Genomic DNA, 18,648 nt, shown 5'->3' on the forward strand with positions numbered 1-18,648 from the left:
GGCGCGGCAGCGCGGCCGGCGGAGTCGCTCGTGAGGGTGACATGCCCGGACGACGCCCATACCGGGAGAACACATCGGGCAAAGAGGACAGCCATGGGTATCAAGGCATGCAGGAGAAAGCGCGGGCGCATCGTGGCAGCTGCGATGTGCACCGCCATGCTCACACTTCCCCAGGGAGCCGCATGCGCGGCCACCACCACGACTCCCGTCCTGCGTACGTACCTTGACAGCAATTGGGGCGGCTACGTCGCGCGGGGCACCTTCACCGGCATCAGCGGTTCGTGGACCGAGCCGCACGTCACCTGCGGCAGCACCAAGGACCTGTTCGCCCCGTGGGTCGGCCTGGACGGCTACGGGTCGGACACCGCCGAGCAGACAGGCGTGCAGACCGACTGCTCAAGCGGGTCACCGGTGCTGACCGCCTTCTACGAGATGTACCCCGGCCCGCCGGTGTACTGGAACGACCCCGTCAGCGAGGGCGACAGCATCACCGCCTCCGTCGTCTCCGACGGCAGGGGCAGCTACACGCTGACGCTCACCGACAACACCCAGGGCTGGACCGAGCGCACGGTCCAGAACATCAACGGACGCAATGCCAGCGCCGAGGCGGTCATCGAATCGCCCTCGCAGAGCTACCCGTCCTTCGACAGCCTGACCTTCTCCGGCGTCAGGGTGAACGAGCAGCCGTTCGGCAACGCCCACCCCCTGCCGCTGTCCAGCGGGGGCTACGCACCCGGAAGGCTGTCCGGCGGCACCTTCACCATCACCCCGTCGCCGTGAACCGGCCGACCACGGGGGCGCGGCCTGCTCCTGCCACGGTCATGCGGGCTACGCCTGGGGAAAACTGAAGGCGTAGCCCTGCTCCTTGAGCCGGGGCAGCAGGTTCTGCAGGGCCTGCATCGTCTGCGAGCGGTCCCCTCCGCCGTCGTGGAGCAGGATCGTGGGCCCGTTCGCGAGTTGCCGCTCGACCGTCGCGAGAATGGTGTCGGCGCCGGGCCTGCGGTAGTCGCCCGGGTCCACGTTCCAGCCAAGGCTGCGCATTCCGTGGGCGGCGGCCAGCTGACGGCTCTGCGGGGTGAAAGCGCCGCCGGGCGCCCGGTAGTAGCGGAGTTCCGCGCCGCCGGACGCCTCGTCGATCATCCGCTTCGCGTCGAGGATCTCCTTGCCCTGGTAGGCCACGGACTTCCTGTCCATGGCCGTGTCGTGGCTCACCGAGTGGTTGCACAGGCGGTGCCCCGCCGCGACGACCTTCTTCACCAGGTCCGGGTGCGCCTGGGCGTTGGGGCCGGTCATGCAGAACGTCGCCTTGGCGCCGGAAGCGGCCAGTATCTCCAGTGCTTTGGGGGTCCACGTCGGGTCGGGGCCGTCGTCGAGGGTCAGGTTCACGGCCTTGCCCGGGTCCTCCGGCTGCCGGGAGATGCTCATCTCCACGGCGGGGGCGGGCAGATCGGGGTCGAGCCGGCTGCCCTCCGACGCGCCCGCCGAGCCGTTCGGCCCCAGCACCACCGCGCCCGTCAGCGCGGCCATCCCCGTCAGCGCCGCCGCGAGCGCGCCCAGGGTGCCCCGCATCGCCGCGGACTTCGCCCCGAACTTCGCCTTGAACTCTGCCTTCATCCGACCGCTCCCTGTTGTTGCCTGCCAGGCGAGCCAATCACGCGCAATTCGGCGAAAACGGGCCTGTCATCGTCCCGTCATGGAATGCGCACGCAGTGCGTGCGAGGCGGTGAGGCGGTGAGGCCGGTGACGCGACCGGAGTGACCGGCCGGTTCCGGCGTCGTTGCACAGCGTATGCGGATCCGGATCCTCAAGCGGCCGAAGCTCGTCCTCTCCTCCTTCGCCGGACTGACGGCACTCGGGGCCATCGGCGCGGCCCTGGTCGGCCCCGCACTCCCGATCACGGGCAAGGGCACGTTCTGCCTGGCCAGGAGTACCGGTACGAGCCTCACCGGCATCGAGGGCGCGTCGACCTCGGGGGGCTGCGCGACCCTGTCGGACAAGGGCACCCTCTCCACCGACCTGACGACCGGCGAGATCCCGTTCCAGGGCGGCCTGCGCCTGTACACACCCCAACACCGGCTCGACGTACGCAACTTGGTGTTCCACATCGACAGTCGCACGGCGACGGCGGACCTCTCCGTCGACGATGCGCGGCCGGCCCACGTCACCTTCCTCACCTACTCGATCAATCCCGGGCACGTCACCGTCGCCTACCCGTCCGTCAAGGCCACCTCGGTGTCCCTCCACCTGGCCGGCTCCGCGGGCCCGTCGTTCCTCAGGGCCTTCCCGGCCAGCCCGGTCGGCATCCACGACAAGCTGCTCGTCTTCAACGGGACGGCCGCGTTCACGAAGGTGCAGTAGCGCAGCAGCCGTCCGGGGCCGTGGTGGCCGGGAGTGCGGAGCGCCTACGCCCCGCGCCGGGCGGAGTCACCGGAGGTGCCGGACGGCGGCACCGGCGGGACCTGCGAGACCGGCGGCAGATCCAGAGTGGCGCGGTGGGCGCGCCAGCGCTCCAGCATCGTCTGCATCTCGCCCTGCAGGAAATGCATGAACTCCGCCGTCTCGACCAGCCGCAGCCCCGCGGGAGTGCTCACGCCGCCCAGGGTCTCCGCGCCCTCGCGGAGGAGTTTCTCCCAGCGCGCGAGCAGCTGGTCGCGGCGGGTGAGGCTCTCGTACCAGATCTCGTTGTGCACGACGTACCGGTCGCGGCGTGAGCCGGGCTCGCGCTCTCGGCTGACCATGTCGACCTGGGAGAGGTAGCGGATCGCGCCGGAGACGGCGGCCGGGCTGATCTGCAGGGCCAGGGCCAGTTCCGCCGAGGTCATCGAGGCGGTCTCGGAGGAGAGCAGGGCCGCGAAGACGCGGGCGGCCATCCGCTGCATGCCCGCCTCGGCGAGCTCGGAGGCGAATCGCTCCACGAAGCGGGACAGCTCGTCCGGACTCCGGTCCGCCGGCACCGGCCCGGCACCGTCACTGCTCGTTCCACCCTGGCCGCTCCGGCCGCCCGCGCCACTCTTGCCGCTCATGAGCCCTTCGCCTCCTTCGTCCGCCCCGTCCGGCACCTCTGAACTTTACACGGTTCCTTATCTTCACAAGTTCGTGAACGTACTGTATATTCAAAAGCATGACGAAGGCCATCACGGTCGCCGGACTGCACAAGTCGTTCGGGCGCACCCACGCGCTGGACGGTCTCGACCTCACGGTCGAGGCCGGCGAGGTCCACGGTTTCCTCGGGCCCAACGGTGCCGGGAAGTCCACCACCATCCGCGTCCTGCTGGGACTGCTGCGCGCCGATTCCGGCGCCGCCCGGGTGCTCGGCAGGGATCCGTGGCACGACGCGGTGGAACTGCACCGGCACGTCGCCTACGTACCGGGGGATGTCACGCTGTGGCGCAACCTCTCCGGCGGCGAAGTCATCGACCTGTACGGGCGGTTGAGGGGCGGCCTCGACGCGCGGCGGCGCGCCGAGCTCCTCGACCGCTTCGAGCTCGACCCGGCCAAGAAGGGGCGCACCTACTCCAAGGGCAACCGGCAGAAGGTCGCGCTCGTCGCCGCGTTCGCCTCGGACGTGGAACTCCTGATCCTGGACGAGCCGACCAGCGGCCTCGATCCGCTGATGGAGGAGGTCTTCCAGAGCTGCGTGGAGGACGAGCGCAACCGCGGCCGCACGGTTCTGCTGTCGTCCCACATCCTCAGCGAGGTCGAATCGCTCTGCGACCGGGTCAGCATCATCCGCAAAGGCCGGACCGTGGAAGCCGGTTCGCTCGCCGAGCTGCGTCATCTCACCCGCACCTCGGTGACGGCCGAGCTGGCCGGCCCGCCCGACGGGCTCGCCGGGCTGCCCGGGGTGCACGACCTCGACGTCCAGGGCCTGCGGGTCACGCTCCAGGTGGACACCGACAAGATCGACGCGGTGCTCCGCTCGCTCACCGCCTCGGGGGTCCGTTCGCTCGTCTCCACTCCCCCGACCCTGGAAGAGCTGTTCCTGCGTCACTACCAGGAAGACATCGGCAGCACCACGCCCGGCGGCGAAAAGGCGGTCTCGCGATGACCGCCGTGGCAACCGCCCCCGCCCCCGCCCGCCACAGCAGGCTCTCCGGCCGACTCGCCGGTACGGGCGCCCTGTTGCGGCTCGCCCTCCGCCGGGACCGGCTGATGCTGCCGGTGTGGATCCTGGCACTCGGCGGGACGCTGGTCAGCGGGGCGGGCACCCTGGCGAAGCTCTACGACACCGCGGCCAAGCGGGCCGACCTCGCCGAGTCGATGAACGGCAACAGTTCGTTGCGCGCCCTCTACGGGCCGGTCTTCGCGGACTCCCTCGGCGCTCTCAACGCCTGGCGGCTGGGCGGGTTCATGGCGGTACTGGCCGCGGTGATGAGCCTCATGATCGTCGTGCGCCACACCCGGGACGAGGAGGAGACGGGTCGCCAGGAGCTGCTCTCCTCGGCCTGCGTGGGACGGCACGCGCCGCTCGCCTCGGCGCTGCTGACCGCACTGCTCGCCAATGCCGGAGTTGCCCTGATCACCACGGCGGGGCTCGCCAAGTCGACCGGTACCACGGCGGGTTCGGCGGCGCTCGGGCTCGCCGTCGGGGCGACCGGGATGGCATTCGCCGGTGTCGCGGCGATCACGGCGCAGCTGACCGAGAGCGGACGGCTCGCCAAGGGGCTCGCAGGCGCCGTGCTCGGCGCCGCCTTCGTGCTGCGGGCAGCCGGCGACACATCGTCGCACGACGCGTCGTCGGTGCTCGACTGGCTCTCCCCACTGGGCTGGGCGGAGAACGTGCGGCCCTACGCCGGCGAGCGCTGGTGGGCGCTGCTCCTGCTCGTGGCGGCAGCGGGGGCACAGAGCGCCGTGGCCTATGCGCTCGCCGGGCGGCGGGACATCGGCATGGGGCTCGTGCCGCCCCGGCCCGGCCCGGCCGAGGGGCGCATGGCCACCGCGTACGGGCTCGCCTGGCGGCTGCAGCGCGGCGCCTTGACCGGCTGGGCGGCCGGATTCGCCGTGGCGGGGCTGCTGTTCGGCGGGATGACGAAGGGGGCGACGCGACTGCTCGGCGACAACGAGCAGACGAAGGAGATGTTCCGGCGCATGGGCGGCCAGTCGGGGCTCACCAACGCCTATCTCGCCGCGATCGTCGGCCTGCTCGGCATGGTCGCCGCGCTGTACGCCGCACAGTCGGTGCTGCGCCTGCATGGCGAGGAGACGGGCGGGCGTGCCGAGCCGGTCCTGGCGAACGCGGTGGGCCGACTGCCCTGGGCCGCAGGGCACTTGGTGATCGCGTTCGGCGGCTCGGTGCTGCTGATGACGGTCGGCGGCCTCGGCCTGGCGGCCGGTTACGGCGAGGACTTCGGACGGATCCTGGGCGCCGCGCTGGTCCAGGTGCCGGCGATATGGGTCCTGGCGGGCCTGGCGGTGCTGCTGTACGGAGCGTTCCCGAAGGCGGCCCCGGCGACGTGGGGCGTGGTCGGGGTCTGCCTCGCCCTCGGCTGGATCGGCCCCGCCCTGAATCTGCCCCGGGCCGCCCTGGACCTCTCCCCGTTCGGCCATCTCCCCAAGCTGCCGGGCACGCCGATGCACTGGCTCCCGGTCCTGAGTCTGCTCGCCCTGGCGGCTGCGCTGGTCGGTGCAGGCCTGGCGGCGCTGCGGCGGCGGGACATATCCGGGTGAGCGGCGGCGGCAGCGGCCACGGAAGGCGGCGGCCCTCGACCGGCACCGTGAGGTGAACAACCGTCCGGCCCGGACCCGCACCCCCGTGGCGCGCCCGGGCCGCCCGCTTCAGGAGAAAGTGAACCATGCGGTTCACAACTTGTCAGGGGAATATCACGCTGCCGTGACGCGACGTCAGCGGCATCAAGTGCTCGACAGGCAAGGGAAATCCGGGTCAGGGATTGCCTAGGGTTTCCGCATGCCGAGAATCATCGTCGCCGCCACGCCCCCTCACGGGCACACCGCACCTCTGCGCGTCATAGCCGCCGACCTCGTGGACCGGGGCCACGAGGTGGCCTTCCTGGGCGGGTCCCGGTTCGCCGAGGAGGTCGCCGCCACCGGGGCCCGGTTCGTCCCGCTGCCGGACGAGGCCGACTTCGACGACCGCACAGTCGACGACTGCTTCCCGGGACGGGCACTCGTGCCGCCGGGGCCCGAACGGCTGGCGTTCGACCTCAAGCACATCTTCCTGGACCCGGTCCCGGCCCAGTACCGCGCGCTGCGCGAGCTGTTGACGGAGGTCCCGGCCGACGCCGTGATCAGTGACAACTTCTTCCGCGGCACCCTCGCGCTCACCCTGGCCCGCCCGGCCGCCGAGCGCCCGGTGACCGTCAGCGTGGGCGTGGCGCCGCCGACCATGCTCAGCATCGACACCGCACCGTTCGGACTCGCACTCCCGCCCCGCAGCGACGAGGCAGGCCGGTCCCGTAATGCGGCACTCAACGCCGAGGCGGCCGCCCGCGCCGAACCGCTGCGCCGGTACGCCGCCGATGTGTTCGCACGTATCGGCACTCCGCTGCCGGACGGCCCCATCGGCAACGTCACGGTCGCCGTGCCCGACCACTACCTTCAACTCACCGTGCCCGGCTTCGAGTACCCTCGCAGCGACGCACCGGACTCCTTCCGCTGCATCGGCGCGCTCCCGGTCGCCGGCGCGCCGGCAGGGTACGAAGCACCCTCCTGGTGGCCGGAGTTGACACAGGACGGCCGGCCGGTCGTGGTCGTCACCCAGGGCACCCTCGACAACGCCGACCTCTCCGCCCTCGTCGCCCCCGCCGTCCGCGCACTGGCCGACGCCGAGGTGCTCGTGGTGGCCGCCACCGTCCGCCCGGACGGTCCCCGGGTCCTGGAGGGCCTGCTGGGCGGACTGCCGGACAACGTACGGGCCGCCGGGTACGTGCCGTTCGAGCTGCTGCTGCCGCACGCGGACGTCCTCGTCAGCAACAGCGGCTACGGCGGCGTGCACACGGCACTGCGCCACGGCGTACCCCTGGTCGTCGCCGGTGCGGGCGAGGACAAGCCGGAGGTCGCGGCACGCGTCCAGTGGAGCGGTACGGGCATCGACCTGCGCACCGGACGCCCCGGCACCGCCGACCTCCGCGCCGCGGTCGACACCGTGCTCACCGACAGCACGTACCGCGCCCGCGCCTCAGCCCTCAGCAGCGAACTCGCCGCGCATCGACCCTTCGATGCGATCGCCGAACTGGTCGACGGCCCGCGGGCGTTCACGAGCGGGGAGGGGGCTTCTTAGGGGCGGCGGTGCCGGCAATGTGCGGCCGCTCCGCTGCCCCCTCAGCCTCCAGCCGCCTCCTCCCGCTCCAGTGCACGGACCAGTGCCTCGAAACCCGCGTCGGCTCCTTCGGAATCGCCGCTCGTCACCAGTTCCATCAGCAGGCCCCGGAGCGTCGCCAGGGTCATCGCGGCGACCTCCAGCCTGCGCCGGTCGGACCAGTCCGCCGGGCAGAGGGACAGCATGGCCGGCAAGTACTCCTGCGCCGCCGTCCTGGCGATCCCGCCATGGCGGTCCGGGTTGCACATGGCCAGGCCCACGGCCTGCTCCAGCACCCGCGCCCCCGCCTGCTCCCGCTTCAGGGCCGGCCAGGCGGCGCGTACCCGTGCTGCCAGCGTCCGATGGGCGGGATCCCGGGCGGCGGCGGCCAGCGCATTGTCCATGCGCCGTTCGCGCAGCTTGAGTATGGCCTGCCTGAGCAGGTCGTCGGCCCCGTCGAAGTGGTAGAGCAGCACCTTGTGCGTGGTTCCGGCCGCCCGCGCCGCGCGCCGGAGCGAGAAGTCCGGGAGCCCGTTGGCCGCGAGGTCGTCGGCGACCAGGTCGAGCAGTTCCCTGCGCCTGGCCTCGCCGCGCGGGGAACCTGCCGACCGCCGGTAGCGTGCTCGTGCTGATGCGCCGTCGTCGGCAGAAGTGGTGTTCACCAGGCCAGTGTCCCCGGCCGCACGCCGCACTACCAACGGCGACGGTTCCGCTCCGGTGCAGCCCGCGCCCCCGGCCCGGGCGAACGTTCCATGCCTGACACGGTTTTCGCCAACGGCGTCAGGGCCCTGCACCGTTCACCCCCTCCAGGGGGACCATGCCAACACGACTGGGTGATCAGCGCATTGATGACGTGTCTTGTATTCGTATCCGGGTTAGCCTCCATGAGGGGACGGCAAAGACACGGACGGCCAAAGGCCGTTGTGTCCGCATGCGCCGGTGGGGGCGAACGGTGGAGGGCCGGGCGCGACGGCGTCGTTCCAGAGGGAGGGAACCAGGGATGGGGTCCGCCGTGACCTTCGGAGAGCTCGACCGGGTATGCGGGGAGGAACTTCCGCCGCGCATCGCGCTTTCCAGTGTCTCGCCTACGGGCGCCGAACAGGCCGTCTATCCGATGCTGGTGAGAACGGACCACGGGACAACGGTCGCCTATGCCTGTCAGTACCGGCAGGATGCGCCCGGCCCGGGCCTTCTCGTCGCACTGGGATTGGCGCCGAGTACGCCGGGGTACACCACCACCTGTATTCCCGCGGCCATCTCCAGCCACTGACCGCCGCACCGGACATACCGGCTTCCTGACGTCACCGATCGACTTTCCACTTTCCACAGAACTGACCGGCTCCGCCGGTCGGTTCACGCGTGGCAGCTCACACAGCTCGCCCTGTCCAGTTTCACCGAAACACAAGGACTCGTCCTCGGCCCCTCCGCAACGAGGGTGCTTCGAGGATGATTTCGGGTTGCCGCTCCGGCGATCCGAATGCGGAAACCGCGGAATCGAGAGAAAGGGAACGGCATGGAGAACCCCATCAGCTTCGAGGAGCTCGGCAAGATCACGGGTGAGGTGCTGCCCGAGCGGACCGTCCTGGGCGTCCTGGCCACCCCGTTCAACCACGGCGGCGACCCCGGCAGCAGCGCGGGCGCCGGCAGCAGCAGCTCCGCGGCGGCCACGGGCGGCGGCGTCTTCGCACCCGCCCCCAGTGACCACGGCACCACGATGCTGTCCTCCTGCCAGGCCATCGACCACCCGCAGCCCGCGGGCCTGCTCAGCTCGCTGAGCCTCAACTCGCAGAACCCGAACACCACCTTCACCTGCATTCCTGCGGCCGTCTCGAGCCACTGACCGTACCGGAGCACGGCATATCCCGGGGAAGGGCCGCGGCTTCCGGCCCTTCCCCACCGTGCCGCAGGCCGACCGCCCGCCCCGTCACTCCTGGAGAGCGCCCATGTCCCTGCCGTCCGCCCCGCGTACCGATCCCGGGCTGGTGGACGGGACGGAGCTCGTCGGCGAGTTCGAGGACTCCGGCTACCGCGAACCGCCCCACCTGGTCTGCCGCCCCGACGGTCAGCTCGTGCGGCTTCCGGCCCTGCTGTACAAGGTCGTCAGAGCACTGGACGCCCGGCACCGGGAGCTCGGGGCCGGGTCGCCGGGCGAAGGCCCGACGATCACGGCGCAGGTGGCGGACGAACTCAGCCGGGAGACGGGCCGGCAATTCTCCGCCGCACACGTGGTATTCCTCATCGACGAGAAACTCGCGCCACTTGGCATCACCACCCACAGCGACGGTTCGCCGCCTCCGCCCACGCCCAGGAAAGACCCGTTCCTCTCCTTCCGGTTCCGGCTGGCGGTCGTCCCCGAGCACCTCACATGGTTTCTCTCGGGGCTCTTCGCATGGCTGTTCCGTCCGGCGCTCGTCGCACTCGGCATCGGCGCCTTCGTGGCGGGCGAGGCGTGGCTGTGGACGACACAGGACACAGGCGCCGCACTGCAGGAAGTGCTGTCGGCCCCGTCCAGCGTTCTCCTCGTCATTCTGCTGGCCGTCGCCTCGTGCGCATTCCACGAACTGGGCCACGGTGCTGCATGCCGGTACGGGGGCGTACGGCCCGGCGCCATGGGATGCGGAATCTATCTCGTCTGGCCCGCCTTCTACACCGACATCACCAACTCCTACCGGCTGGGCCGCGCCGGGCGCATCCGCGCCGACCTGGGCGGTGTCTACTTCAACGCCCTGTTCACTCTCGGGCTGCTGGGCGTGTATGCGCTCACCGGATTCCCACTGCTTCTGGTGGCGGTCCTCTCCGTCCATCTCGAAATCATTCAACAGCTGCTGCCCACGCTGAGGTTCGACGGCTATTACATCGTCGCGGACCTGGTCGGCATTCCCGATCTCTTCAAGTACATCGCCCCCATTCTCCGGCGGGTCCTGCTGCGTCGGCCGCAGGACGACCGGCTGCGCGACCTGAAGCGGTGGCCGCAGATCGTCGTCACCGTGTGGGTCCTGTTCCTGATTCCGGCGCTCGCCCTCCAGCTGGGCATGGTGCTGGCCAATCTGCCCCAACTGCTCCAGGCGGACTGGCAGACGGCCACCCTGCTGATCGCACGCGCCGACGCGGCGGGCCTCCAGCCGCTCGCGATGCTCTCGGCCTGTCTCCAGATCCTGTTGCTCGTCCTGCCCGTTGCGGGTCTGACGCTGGCGCTGGTGCAGCCGTTGCGTTCTCTCGTGCGGTTCGTCCGTCGTCGGCGGGCGGATCGGCGGTCAGCCGACTGATCACGCGTGGGCGGTGTGCAGGGCGGTCTGCGCCTTGTCCAGGCCGTGGACGACGAGAGCTTCGACCGTGTCCGCGCAGCGCTCCAGCAGCGACGGAAGTGCGGTCCGCTCGGACTCCGTGAACTTCTGCAGGACGTACTGCCCGGTCTTCTGCCCCTTCGGCGGCCGTCCGATGCCGAACCGCAGTCGCGTGTACTGCGTGGTTTCCAGGGCCTCGCTGACCGAGCGCAGCCCGTTGTGTCCGCCGGCGCCCCCGCCGCGCTTCATCCGGACGGCGCCGAACCGGAAGTCCAGGTCGTCATGGACCACGAGAAGCCGCTCCGCCGGAACACCGTAGGCCTGCAGGACAGTGGCCACAGGACCGCCCGACAGGTTCATGAACCACTGCGGCTCGGCCAGGATCACGCGCCTGCCGTCGACATCGATCTCCGCCAGCCGGCAGCGGGCCCTGTGCCACCTGAAGGCCGCTCCATGGCGCCGGGCCAGGTGGTCGGCGACCAGGAATCCGGCGTTGTGCCGCGTCCCCCTGAACCACGGGCCCGGGTTTCCGAGGCCTGCTACGACCCAGCATTCATCGGACGTCACGGTGTCGCCCCCCTCTCCCTTGCGTCGCATGGTAGCCGCAAGATCAACACCGCACGGACCCCTCCACCTGCACAGCGAAATGATTTGCCTAAAGGGTTTAGGCAACTGCATAATCGATTCTGCCGACAGGAGGAGAGACATGGCGCGCGCAGGACTGAGCACGGAACGCCTGACCCGGGCCGGAGCGGAGCTGGCCGACGAGGTCGGGTTCGACCAGGTGACCGTCTCGGCGCTCGCCCGGCGGTTCGACGTCAAGGTCGCGAGTCTGTACTCGCACGTGAAGAGCTCCCAGGACCTCAAGACCAGGATCGCCCTGCTCGCACTGGAGGAACTCGCCGACCGGGCCGCGGACGCCATGGCCGGGCGGGCCGGCAAGGACGCCCTGGCCGCCTTCGCGAACGTCCTCCGCGACTACGCCCGGGAGCACCCCGGCCGCTACACCGCGGCGCGTCTCCGGCTCGACCCGGAGACGGCCGCCGCCAGCGCCGGCGTCAGGCACGCACGGATGATGCGGGCCATCCTGCGCGGCTACGACCTGGAAGAGCCCGACCAGACCCATGCGGTCCGACTGCTGGGCAGCGTCTTCCACGGCTACGTCGAGCTGGAGGCGAGCGGCGGGTTCAGCCACAGCGCCCCCGACTCGCAGGAATCCTGGTCCCGGATCCTGGACTCCCTCGACGCCCTGCTGCGCAACTGGCCCGCGGCGTCCTGACCTTCGGCCGCCCCGCGCACCGCACCTCCCCGTCACCCGAAAACACCGACCGACAGGCCGAGAGCATGAACACCACCGAGCACGACTGGATCACCACGCCCATCACGGCGGATCTCCTGCGCGGCGCCATCGAGTTGGAGCGCACCGCGCACGGGACGCTGCCGCACCGGCTGCCCGCGCGGGCCCGCGCCCAGTGCGCCGACGGGCAGCTCGCCATGGCGGAGTCCCAGCCCTCCGGCGTACGGCTCGTCTTCCGGACCCGGGCCACCGCCGTCGAACTGGACGCGCTGCCCACCAAGCGCGTCTACACGGGCGCCCCGCCCCGCCCGGACGGCGTGTACGACCTGCTCGTCGACGGCCGGTTGGCCGGTCAGGCCTCTGTGGCCGGCGGCAAGACCCTGACCATCGACATGCGGGCCGGGACGGCCGAGACGCGGCCCGGTCCGGTCGGCACCCTCCGGTTCACCGGTCTGCCCGGCCGGGACAAGGACGTCGAGATCTGGCTGCCGCACAACGAGACCACCGAACTCGTCGCCCTGCGCACCGACGCCCCCGTCGAGCCCGCGCCGGACCGCGGCCGCAAGGTGTGGCTGCACCACGGCAGTTCGATCAGCCACGGCTCGGACGCCGCGAGCCCCACGGGCACCTGGCCCGCACTGGCTGCGTCCCTCGGCGGTGTCGAACTGGTCAACCTCGGTCTGGGCGGCAGCGCGCTGCTCGACCCGTTCACCGCCCGCACCCTGCGCGACACTCCCGCCGACCTGATCAGCGTCAAGATCGGCATCAATCTCGTCAACGCCGACCTGATGCGCCTGCGCGCCTTCGGCCCCGCCGTCCACGGCTTCCTCGACACCGTCCGCGAAGGCCACCCGGACACGCCGCTGTTGGTCGTCTCGCCCACCCTGTGCCCCATCCACGAGGACACCCCCGGGCCCAGCGCCCCGGACTTCAGCGATTTCGCCAACGGACGGCTGCGGTTCCGGGCCGCGGGCGATCCGGCGGAACGCGCGAGCGGGAAGCTGACCCTGGGCGTCATCCGGGACGAACTCGCCCGCATCGTGCGGCAGCGCGCGGCCGACGACCCGAACCTGCACCACCTCGACGGCCGCGAGCTCTACGGCCCGGCCGACGCGGCCGAACTGCCGCTGCCCGACGGGCTCCACCCGGACGCCGCCACCCACCGCCGCATGGGCGAACGCTTCGCCGGGCTGGTGTTCAACGGCAAGGGTCCCTTCGCGGACCGCAGCGCCTGACAAGGGCAGCAGGGCGTGTATCGCGCCCTGCCGCCTGCGGCCGTTGTCAGGAAGCCGGCAGCACGATCAGTGCCTTCTGCCGGGCTCGCGGAGCCTCTCCCGGCTTCTCGCTGACGAAGCCCGCCGAGAGGTACAGCCGGCCGCGGCTGATCAGCGCCAGCGGGTCGGCCCCGATCCATGCGGTACGGGGCGTCGGCGGGTAGCGGCGCACCAGTGTCCGGCGGCCGGTTGCGGGGTCGAAGCGCACGAGCCGGGCGGGGTCGTGAATGTTGCCCGCCATGTAGGCGAGGACGTCGTCGGTGTCCGAGGCGACGGCGTAGAAGGTCTGCTGGTAGCCGCGCGACCGCTGCTCCCACAGGCGCTGTCCGTCCGTCAGTGACCAGGCGACCATCTTGTTGTTGTCGGTCGCGTCCGTCTCCTCGTCCTGGGCGACGACGAAGATCCTGTCGCCCTTGATCTGGACGTTGGCGGCGGGGCTGCCGTCGGTGGTCAGCAGTTCGCGGTCGGTGTCGGGGCCGCCGGCGAGGCGGGTGCGGAGCCGGCCGGCGTCGTCGAGCACCACCGGGCGCAGCTGCTTCATGTCGCGGGATTCGGGCACGTTGACGACGACCGGCGAGGTGGTGAGCACCTTGGCCTCGCCGCCGTGCTCGCCGAGCCGGTAGGCCCATTGGGCGCGTCCGGTGGCGGGGTCGACGCCGACGGCGTCGTAGACGGTGTCGCGCTCCTCGTTCCAGCAGGACTGCAGGCGGACGAGCCGGCGGCCGCCGGTGTAGCCCATGCTGCTGGTGCCGAGGGTGCCGTGGCAGTCCTTGCCGCCGAGGAGTTCGGCGGTCTCCTTCCACAGCAGGGTGCCGTCGCCGGCCCGCAGCGCGCTGGTGCGGTGCCCGGCCGCCGAGACGACGACGGTGTCACCGCTGCGGGCGATCTTGTCGCCGGCGCCGACGACATGGTCCTCGGCGTCGAGGGTGTGCTCCCACAACTGCTTGCCGGACGCGAGGTCGACGGCGGCGAAGGTGGAGCAGTCGTCCCCCTTGCCACGGGCGAAGACGGCGATGTCGCCGGTGGAGTCGGTGGACGCCTGGCACAGCTTGGTGCCGTCGGGGTTGCGGACGGTCCACAACTCCTTGCCGTCGGCCGGTCGGTAGGCGTGCACGCCGTCCGGCAGGGCCTTCACCACGGCCTTGTCCGTGAACCAGACACCACGGATCATCGTGGAGTGCGTCTCGCCGGTCGGCATGTAGGGCACGCTCCACGATCCCTTGCCGGCCTCCGCCTCCCCGTGCCGCTCCCCCACGCCCACGGCGGGCCACAGCCACTGGACGCCGACGGCCACGACGGCGGCGAAGGCGAGGAGCGCGGCCACGACCATGGCGATGATCCTGCCCGAGGACAGGGTGGCCGGGGCGGGCGCACCACCGTACCGGGGTGCGGGCGCCGGGACGGCGCTGCCGTCGGAAGGCTGTTGCTCGGGGGACTGCAGCGGGCTTCGGTGTGCGGCATCGTGTGCGGCATCTCGTGCGGCATCGTTCACCGCGGGGTACTCCTCGGGCAGTCGGGCCCACTCGGCCGCGAACGCCTTTCCGGCACCCGGCGTGTGGTCGGTCGTCACTCTGTCGTCCGACGGCCATTTCTATCAAACCGGGGCACGGTGCTCGTCTCCGCCCGTCCTTGGAGAATGCCTCCATGCATATCCGAGCAGCACGCGTTGACGAACTGTCCGTCCTGCAAGACATCGAGAGGGCGGCGGGAGAGTGTTTCCGCGAGATCGGCATGCCGGAGATCGCCGACGACGAGCCGCCCTCGCTGGGCGAACTCGCCCGGCATCAGCGTGCCGGGCTGGCCTGGGTCGCCGCCGACGACGCAGGCGTCCCGGTCGCGTACCTGATCGCGGACCGCGTCGACGGCAACCTCCACGTCGAGCAGGTGTCGGTGCATCCGGCCAGTGCACATCGCGGGATCGGCCGATCCCTGCTGGACCGGCTGGCCGCCCGGGCCGTGAGCGAGGGGGCGCCGGCGCTGACCCTCACCACGTTCACCGAGGTCCCGTGGAACGCCCCTTACTACGCGCGCCTGGGGTTCCTGCCCCTGGCCGACGGCGACCTCACCCCCGGCCTGGAGCGGATCCGCCGGCACGAGGCGGAGCTCGGCCTGGACCGGTGGCCGCGGACCTGCATGCGCCGCGCGCTGCGGTGACGGCCGTCAGACGTCAACCACCGGCTGCGGCAGGGGCCTTGTCGTCCTCGCTCACCTCCTCGTCCTCAGCGTCCTCCGTGACCGCCGCGTCCTCCGCGTCTTCCGCGTCCTGTCCTTCAGCGGCGCGGACCTTCTGCCACGCGCGGATCTCGGCCTCGGCGACGGGCTCGAACTCCGACCGGTGCTCGGCGACGCGTACCCAGACGTACGCGCGGCGGCGGTGGTGCTCGGCGCGCTCGTCCTCCGGCACCGGGTCGCCCCGCAGGGCGGCGGCGAGGAAGTCGTCGCTCTGCTCGGCCAAGTCGGCGAGCAGGAGCAGGGCGTCGCCGGGATGGTCGACGTCGGGGCCGGCCGCCGACAGCAGAGCTGTGCGGTCGTCGGCCACTTCGTCGGGCTGCTTTTCACTCATCCGGGTCTCCTTCCGAACATCTGCACCCCGCCCTGCCTCAACGAGGCCGCGGCCGCAGGGACACGCATCCCTGCGGCCGGGCCTGTGCCGTGACGTGACGTGCCGTACCGGTCAGCCGCAGCGTCCGGCCGGACGGGAGCGGGTGACGAGGTCGGTGTAGCCGGTCGTGGCGTCGAGCCACACCACCCGGGTGCCGCTGTCGGCGGTGCCCCACAACTGCTCACCGCGGTTGCAGGAGACCCGCCCCCTGCGCGAGCCGTCGGTGGAGAACTGCCAGAGCTTGGACAGGGCCCCGTTGCGGTCCTGCGCGTCGGCCGGCCGCGCGGTGACGGTCACCGCGTCCGCGGTGGCCGACAGGCCGGTGCCCTGCAGCGCGTCCTTGCCGGTGTCCGGGCTGATGTCGACGGCACCGGAGCCGTCGAGGTCCACGCGGCGCAGCGCGGTCACGCCGCTGGGCCAGTGGTCCTTGGACAGCCAGAAGATGTGCTTGCCGGTGAGGGCGGTCTGGACGACCTCCTGCTCGGGCCTGAGTTGCTGCACCACCGTCCGCTTGCCCGTCGCGGTGTCCAGGACCTCCAGGTCGGTGCGCCACTTGCGGTTCTCGCGGTGCCAGTCGGTGAAGGCGATCCGGCCGTCGGCGAGGGACGGCAGCTCGGTGGACGGGCCGCGTCCCGGGCCACCGCCCGGCAGGATCTCCGTCGGGTCCGTCTCACCCATCTTCAGGTACACGACGCGCTGGCCGACGTGCCGCAGGGTGATCTGGAAGACCACGGTCTTCCCCTCGACGTGCAGCGAGGAGACGCGGTACCGGCCGGAGTAGAGGGTCTTGATGGGCCCTCCGGCGAGCGGCCGGGCGAGGATGTCCACGTTCCAGCCCTTGTACGCCTGCCACACCACGGTCTTGCCGTCGGTGACCGGAGTGACGTGGTAGCGGCCGTCGTTGGGGCTGATCAGCTTGGGCGCGCCGGAGCCGTCGGTGCGGCCGGCCCAGACCGAGTAGGCCTCGCTGCCGTCGTCGTTGGACTGGGAGGCGGTCCACCAGCCGCCGCCCGCGCCGACGGAGGTGTCGGTGGTGTTGACCCTGCCGAGCAGCTGGTCGGAGTCCACGCCCAGGGCGAGTTCCCAGTCGGGGACGATGCCGTGGGCGTTGAAGTCCCGCTGGACGGATTTCAGGTCGCCGTCCGCGATCTTGAGGTCCTTGGCGGCGGCGATGACCGCGTTGCGGCCCTCGGTGAAGCCGTCGAGGGGCGTCATGTACGCGGTGAGCGCCCTGTAGACGATCCTGTCGGCGAGCGCGGGGCCGAGGTCCCTGCGGATGTTCCACAACGCGCCGGAGAAGATGGTGGAGTTGAGGTGGACGCCGCCGTTGTCGGTGCCGAAGCCGACGCCGGTGAAGGATCCGGAGGTGGTCCGGCCGTCGTTGAGGTCGCGGATCGCGCAGTCGCGCGGGGCCTTCGTGCGGCACAGCGTGTCGCCCACGAGGCCGGAGTCGGGGCTGTCCATGGGGATGTGGTAGGTGTCGTCCTTGAGCGCGGTGCCGAAGTAGTCGGCCAACGCCTCGTTCAGGGCGCCGGACTGGCCCGCGTAGACGAGGTTCGCGCTGTTCTCGACGACGCCGTGCGTCATCTCGTGGCCGACGACGTCCAGACCGGCGGAGAGCGGGCGGTACTCGCTGTCCCCGTTGCCGTAGACCATCTTGGTGCCGTCCCAGAAGGCGTTGACGTACGGCATGCCGTAATTGCTGACGCCGACGAGGGAGTTGACGGTCATGCCGCGGCCGTCGAGGCTGTTCCGGCCGTGGACGGTCCTGTAGTAGTCGTAGACCTTGCCCGCCGCCCAGTGGGCGTCCACCGCGCCGGCGTCCGTGGCATCCTTGCCGAAGGCCGGGGCGGGCGAGGCGAACTCCTTGATGCCGTCGGGCCAGTGGCCGGAGACGTCGCCCGCGTACTGGGTGTGTGCGTCCCAGGTGGCCAGGACGTTCTTGGTGGTGTCCCGCATCCGGGAGTAGTCGCGCATCACATAGGTGTTGTGCGCGGTGTCACGTGCCAGTTGCAGGTCGACGGTCGCGCCGTCGAACTTGACGCCGGAGCCCTGCACTCCGGTGTCGGAGGCGGGCGGCTCCGCCGTGAGAGCCGCGTGTGCGGCGGCCGCCCCGGCGGGGGCGGGGCCCGGGGCCGGGGGCGCGAACGTCTTGATACCGCTGTACTGGAGGACGGGATAACCGGCCCGGGCATCGACGAAGACCTCGCGGAGGACCGGTTCGCCGGTGCCGGGGGCGGTGCCGCGGACGGTGACGTGCTGCGTGAGCACGCCGGGGCCCTTGGGCAGGACGACCAGGCCGCGTGCGGTGCCGGTGAGCGCCGGCTCGGTCTTCCCGGGCCGGGCTCCGCCGAGTTGTGCCTCGGTCGCCTCGACGGCCCTCTCGACGGCGAGTTCCTGGTCGACCTGGGGCTCGGTGCCGGTGGTCAGGCCGGTGAAGTACTTGCCGGAGGTGCCGGTGACGACGCGTTTGCCGTCCTTGTGTTCCATCCGTACGACGTACTGGCCGCCGAGCACCTCCACGCCGCGGTGGCGCTGCTGGAGGCGCACGACCTCGGTGGTGCCGGTGGTGGTGGTCCGCAGGGGGTCGAGGTCCCGTGCCGGGTCGGCGATCCGGTAGCGGCTCTCCTTGCCGGCGAGGTGCCCGCGCGCGGCGTCCGCCGCGCTGCCGGTGGCCCCGGCCTGTTCCCGGATGCCGGTCACCAGGGCGGGAGTTGCGGTGTTCCGCCCGGGTATCACTTCGCCCGGGCTGCTGCCCGCCGGGCCCGCCGCGGCGTGGGCGGGCACCGCCGGAACGACGAGTGCGGCGGCGCTGATGAGCGCCGCCGCACCGGATATGCCCTGGGGTGTTCTGCCTGCTCTGCGTCTTCCTGCGCGTGCTCGGGGCTGGCGCAAGTTTCCCTCCACAACGTGTCCGGAACGTCTTGGGCAGGGCC

The 18,648-nt window shown here is 71.3% G+C and carries 18 protein-coding genes; 11 read left to right on the forward strand and 7 right to left on the reverse strand.

Features of this window, described 5'->3' with window-relative positions; all coding sequences use genetic code 11:
• The first annotated feature begins 156 nt into the window (after positions 1-156).
• Positions 157-780: a G1 family glutamic endopeptidase gene (locus tag HG542_RS23060; RefSeq protein WP_229922853.1), complete on the forward strand. Its 624-nt coding sequence runs from the start codon at positions 157-159 to the stop codon at positions 778-780.
• A 48-nt stretch (positions 781-828) separates the two neighbouring features.
• On the opposite strand, the gene HG542_RS23065 is transcribed toward HG542_RS23060, so the two are convergent.
• A complete protein-coding gene (locus HG542_RS23065; protein ID WP_227727445.1) occupies positions 829-1,614 on the reverse strand; it encodes a polysaccharide deacetylase family protein in 786 nt (261 codons plus the stop codon).
• 174 nt (positions 1,615-1,788) lie between these two features.
• On the opposite strand from HG542_RS23065, the gene HG542_RS23070 reads away from it, so the two are divergent.
• Positions 1,789-2,358, forward strand: a complete 570-nt coding sequence (locus HG542_RS23070) for a hypothetical protein (RefSeq protein ID WP_171084473.1) — start codon at positions 1,789-1,791, stop codon at positions 2,356-2,358.
• Positions 2,359-2,402: 44 nt separating this feature from the next.
• On the opposite strand, the gene HG542_RS23075 is transcribed toward HG542_RS23070, so the two are convergent.
• Entirely contained in the window at positions 2,403-3,023 is a 621-nt protein-coding gene (locus HG542_RS23075; RefSeq protein ID WP_171084475.1) for a GbsR/MarR family transcriptional regulator, read from the reverse strand.
• A 98-nt stretch (positions 3,024-3,121) separates the two neighbouring features.
• On the opposite strand from HG542_RS23075, the gene HG542_RS23080 reads away from it, so the two are divergent.
• The 3 genes from HG542_RS23080 to HG542_RS23090 all read left to right on the forward strand — a co-directional run bounded on the left by HG542_RS23080 (position 3,122) and on the right by HG542_RS23090 (position 7,237).
• Positions 3,122-4,048: an ABC transporter ATP-binding protein gene (locus tag HG542_RS23080; RefSeq protein WP_171084477.1), complete on the forward strand. Its 927-nt coding sequence runs from the start codon at positions 3,122-3,124 to the stop codon at positions 4,046-4,048.
• The gene (locus tag HG542_RS23085) at positions 4,045-5,667 is read left to right on the forward strand and encodes an ABC transporter permease (RefSeq protein ID WP_171084479.1); all 1,623 of its coding nucleotides are present in this window, start codon (positions 4,045-4,047) and stop codon (positions 5,665-5,667) included. Before HG542_RS23080 ends, HG542_RS23085 begins: the two co-directional genes overlap by 4 nt.
• Positions 5,668-5,905: 238 nt before the next feature.
• Positions 5,906-7,237, forward strand: coding sequence for a glycosyltransferase (locus HG542_RS23090; RefSeq protein ID WP_171084481.1), 1,332 nt, complete (start codon positions 5,906-5,908; stop codon positions 7,235-7,237).
• 41 nt (positions 7,238-7,278) lie between these two features.
• Here HG542_RS23090 and HG542_RS23095 read toward each other — a convergent pair whose 3' ends face one another.
• On the reverse strand, positions 7,279-7,917 hold the full coding sequence (locus tag HG542_RS23095; protein WP_171084483.1) for a TetR/AcrR family transcriptional regulator: 639 nt from the start codon (positions 7,915-7,917) through the stop codon (positions 7,279-7,281).
• Positions 7,918-8,267: 350 nt separating this feature from the next.
• On the opposite strand from HG542_RS23095, the gene HG542_RS23100 reads away from it, so the two are divergent.
• The 3 genes from HG542_RS23100 (at position 8,268) to HG542_RS23110 (ending at position 10,521) form a co-directional block, all read left to right on the forward strand.
• Positions 8,268-8,525, forward strand: coding sequence for a hypothetical protein (locus tag HG542_RS23100; protein ID WP_171084485.1), 258 nt, complete (start codon positions 8,268-8,270; stop codon positions 8,523-8,525).
• Positions 8,526-8,768: 243 nt separating this feature from the next.
• On the forward strand, positions 8,769-9,095 hold the full coding sequence (locus HG542_RS23105) for a hypothetical protein (protein WP_171084487.1): 327 nt from the start codon (positions 8,769-8,771) through the stop codon (positions 9,093-9,095).
• 103 nt (positions 9,096-9,198) lie between these two features.
• Positions 9,199-10,521 carry a zinc metalloprotease gene (locus HG542_RS23110; protein WP_176606868.1) on the forward strand — a complete coding sequence of 441 codons (1,323 nt, stop codon included), beginning with the start codon at positions 9,199-9,201 and terminating at the stop codon, positions 10,519-10,521.
• Here the strand turns inward: HG542_RS23110 and pth are convergent, their stop codons facing one another.
• A complete protein-coding gene (gene pth / locus HG542_RS23115) occupies positions 10,522-11,106 on the reverse strand; it encodes an aminoacyl-tRNA hydrolase (protein ID WP_229922854.1) in 585 nt (194 codons plus the stop codon).
• A 139-nt stretch (positions 11,107-11,245) separates the two neighbouring features.
• Between pth and HG542_RS23120 the strand changes: the two genes are divergently transcribed.
• The gene (locus HG542_RS23120) at positions 11,246-11,818 is read left to right on the forward strand and encodes a TetR/AcrR family transcriptional regulator (RefSeq protein WP_171084492.1); all 573 of its coding nucleotides are present in this window, start codon (positions 11,246-11,248) and stop codon (positions 11,816-11,818) included.
• A gap of 65 nt (positions 11,819-11,883) precedes the next feature.
• Positions 11,884-13,071 carry a GDSL-type esterase/lipase family protein gene (locus tag HG542_RS23125; protein ID WP_171084493.1) on the forward strand — a complete coding sequence of 396 codons (1,188 nt, stop codon included), beginning with the start codon at positions 11,884-11,886 and terminating at the stop codon, positions 13,069-13,071.
• Positions 13,072-13,117: 46 nt separating this feature from the next.
• On the opposite strand, the gene HG542_RS23130 is transcribed toward HG542_RS23125, so the two are convergent.
• Positions 13,118-14,680: an outer membrane protein assembly factor BamB family protein gene (locus tag HG542_RS23130; RefSeq protein WP_171084494.1), complete on the reverse strand. Its 1,563-nt coding sequence runs from the start codon at positions 14,678-14,680 to the stop codon at positions 13,118-13,120.
• 74 nt (positions 14,681-14,754) lie between these two features.
• Between HG542_RS23130 and HG542_RS23135 the strand changes: the two genes are divergently transcribed.
• Entirely contained in the window at positions 14,755-15,264 is a 510-nt protein-coding gene (locus HG542_RS23135; RefSeq protein ID WP_171084495.1) for a GNAT family N-acetyltransferase, read from the forward strand.
• A 13-nt stretch (positions 15,265-15,277) separates the two neighbouring features.
• Here HG542_RS23135 and HG542_RS23140 read toward each other — a convergent pair whose 3' ends face one another.
• Together HG542_RS23140 and HG542_RS23145 are read right to left on the reverse strand one after the other, a co-directional pair.
• On the reverse strand, positions 15,278-15,673 hold the full coding sequence (locus HG542_RS23140; protein WP_171084496.1) for a hypothetical protein: 396 nt from the start codon (positions 15,671-15,673) through the stop codon (positions 15,278-15,280).
• A gap of 111 nt (positions 15,674-15,784) precedes the next feature.
• The gene (locus tag HG542_RS23145; RefSeq protein ID WP_171084498.1) at positions 15,785-18,607 is read right to left on the reverse strand and encodes a M4 family metallopeptidase; all 2,823 of its coding nucleotides are present in this window, start codon (positions 18,605-18,607) and stop codon (positions 15,785-15,787) included.
• Positions 18,608-18,648: the final 41 nt, after the last annotated feature.

The sequence above is a fragment of the Streptomyces morookaense genome (assembly GCF_013030945.1).
Classification (GTDB): Bacteria; Actinomycetota; Actinomycetes; order Streptomycetales; family Streptomycetaceae; genus Streptomyces; species Streptomyces morookaensis.

Excerpts from the sequence above, each read along its gene's own strand:
- HG542_RS23060 (WP_229922853.1), top strand. The coding sequence starts at position 157 with ATGCTCACACTTCCCCAGGGAGCCGCATGCGCGGCCACCACCACGACT.
- HG542_RS23065 (WP_227727445.1), bottom strand. The coding sequence starts at position 1,614 with ATGAAGGCAGAGTTCAAGGCGAAGTTCGGGGCGAAGTCCGCGGCGATG.
- HG542_RS23070 (WP_171084473.1), top strand. The coding sequence starts at position 1,789 with ATGCGGATCCGGATCCTCAAGCGGCCGAAGCTCGTCCTCTCCTCCTTC.
- HG542_RS23075 (WP_171084475.1), bottom strand. The coding sequence starts at position 3,023 with ATGAGCGGCAAGAGTGGCGCGGGCGGCCGGAGCGGCCAGGGTGGAACG.
- HG542_RS23080 (WP_171084477.1), top strand. The coding sequence starts at position 3,122 with ATGACGAAGGCCATCACGGTCGCCGGACTGCACAAGTCGTTCGGGCGC.
- HG542_RS23085 (WP_171084479.1), top strand. The coding sequence starts at position 4,045 with ATGACCGCCGTGGCAACCGCCCCCGCCCCCGCCCGCCACAGCAGGCTC.
- HG542_RS23090 (WP_171084481.1), top strand. The coding sequence starts at position 5,906 with ATGCCGAGAATCATCGTCGCCGCCACGCCCCCTCACGGGCACACCGCA.
- HG542_RS23105 (WP_171084487.1), top strand. The coding sequence starts at position 8,769 with ATGGAGAACCCCATCAGCTTCGAGGAGCTCGGCAAGATCACGGGTGAG.
- HG542_RS23110 (WP_176606868.1), top strand. The coding sequence starts at position 9,199 with ATGTCCCTGCCGTCCGCCCCGCGTACCGATCCCGGGCTGGTGGACGGG.
- HG542_RS23120 (WP_171084492.1), top strand. The coding sequence starts at position 11,246 with ATGGCGCGCGCAGGACTGAGCACGGAACGCCTGACCCGGGCCGGAGCG.
- HG542_RS23125 (WP_171084493.1), top strand. The coding sequence starts at position 11,884 with ATGAACACCACCGAGCACGACTGGATCACCACGCCCATCACGGCGGAT.
- HG542_RS23135 (WP_171084495.1), top strand. The coding sequence starts at position 14,755 with ATGCATATCCGAGCAGCACGCGTTGACGAACTGTCCGTCCTGCAAGAC.
- HG542_RS23140 (WP_171084496.1), bottom strand. The coding sequence starts at position 15,673 with ATGAGTGAAAAGCAGCCCGACGAAGTGGCCGACGACCGCACAGCTCTG.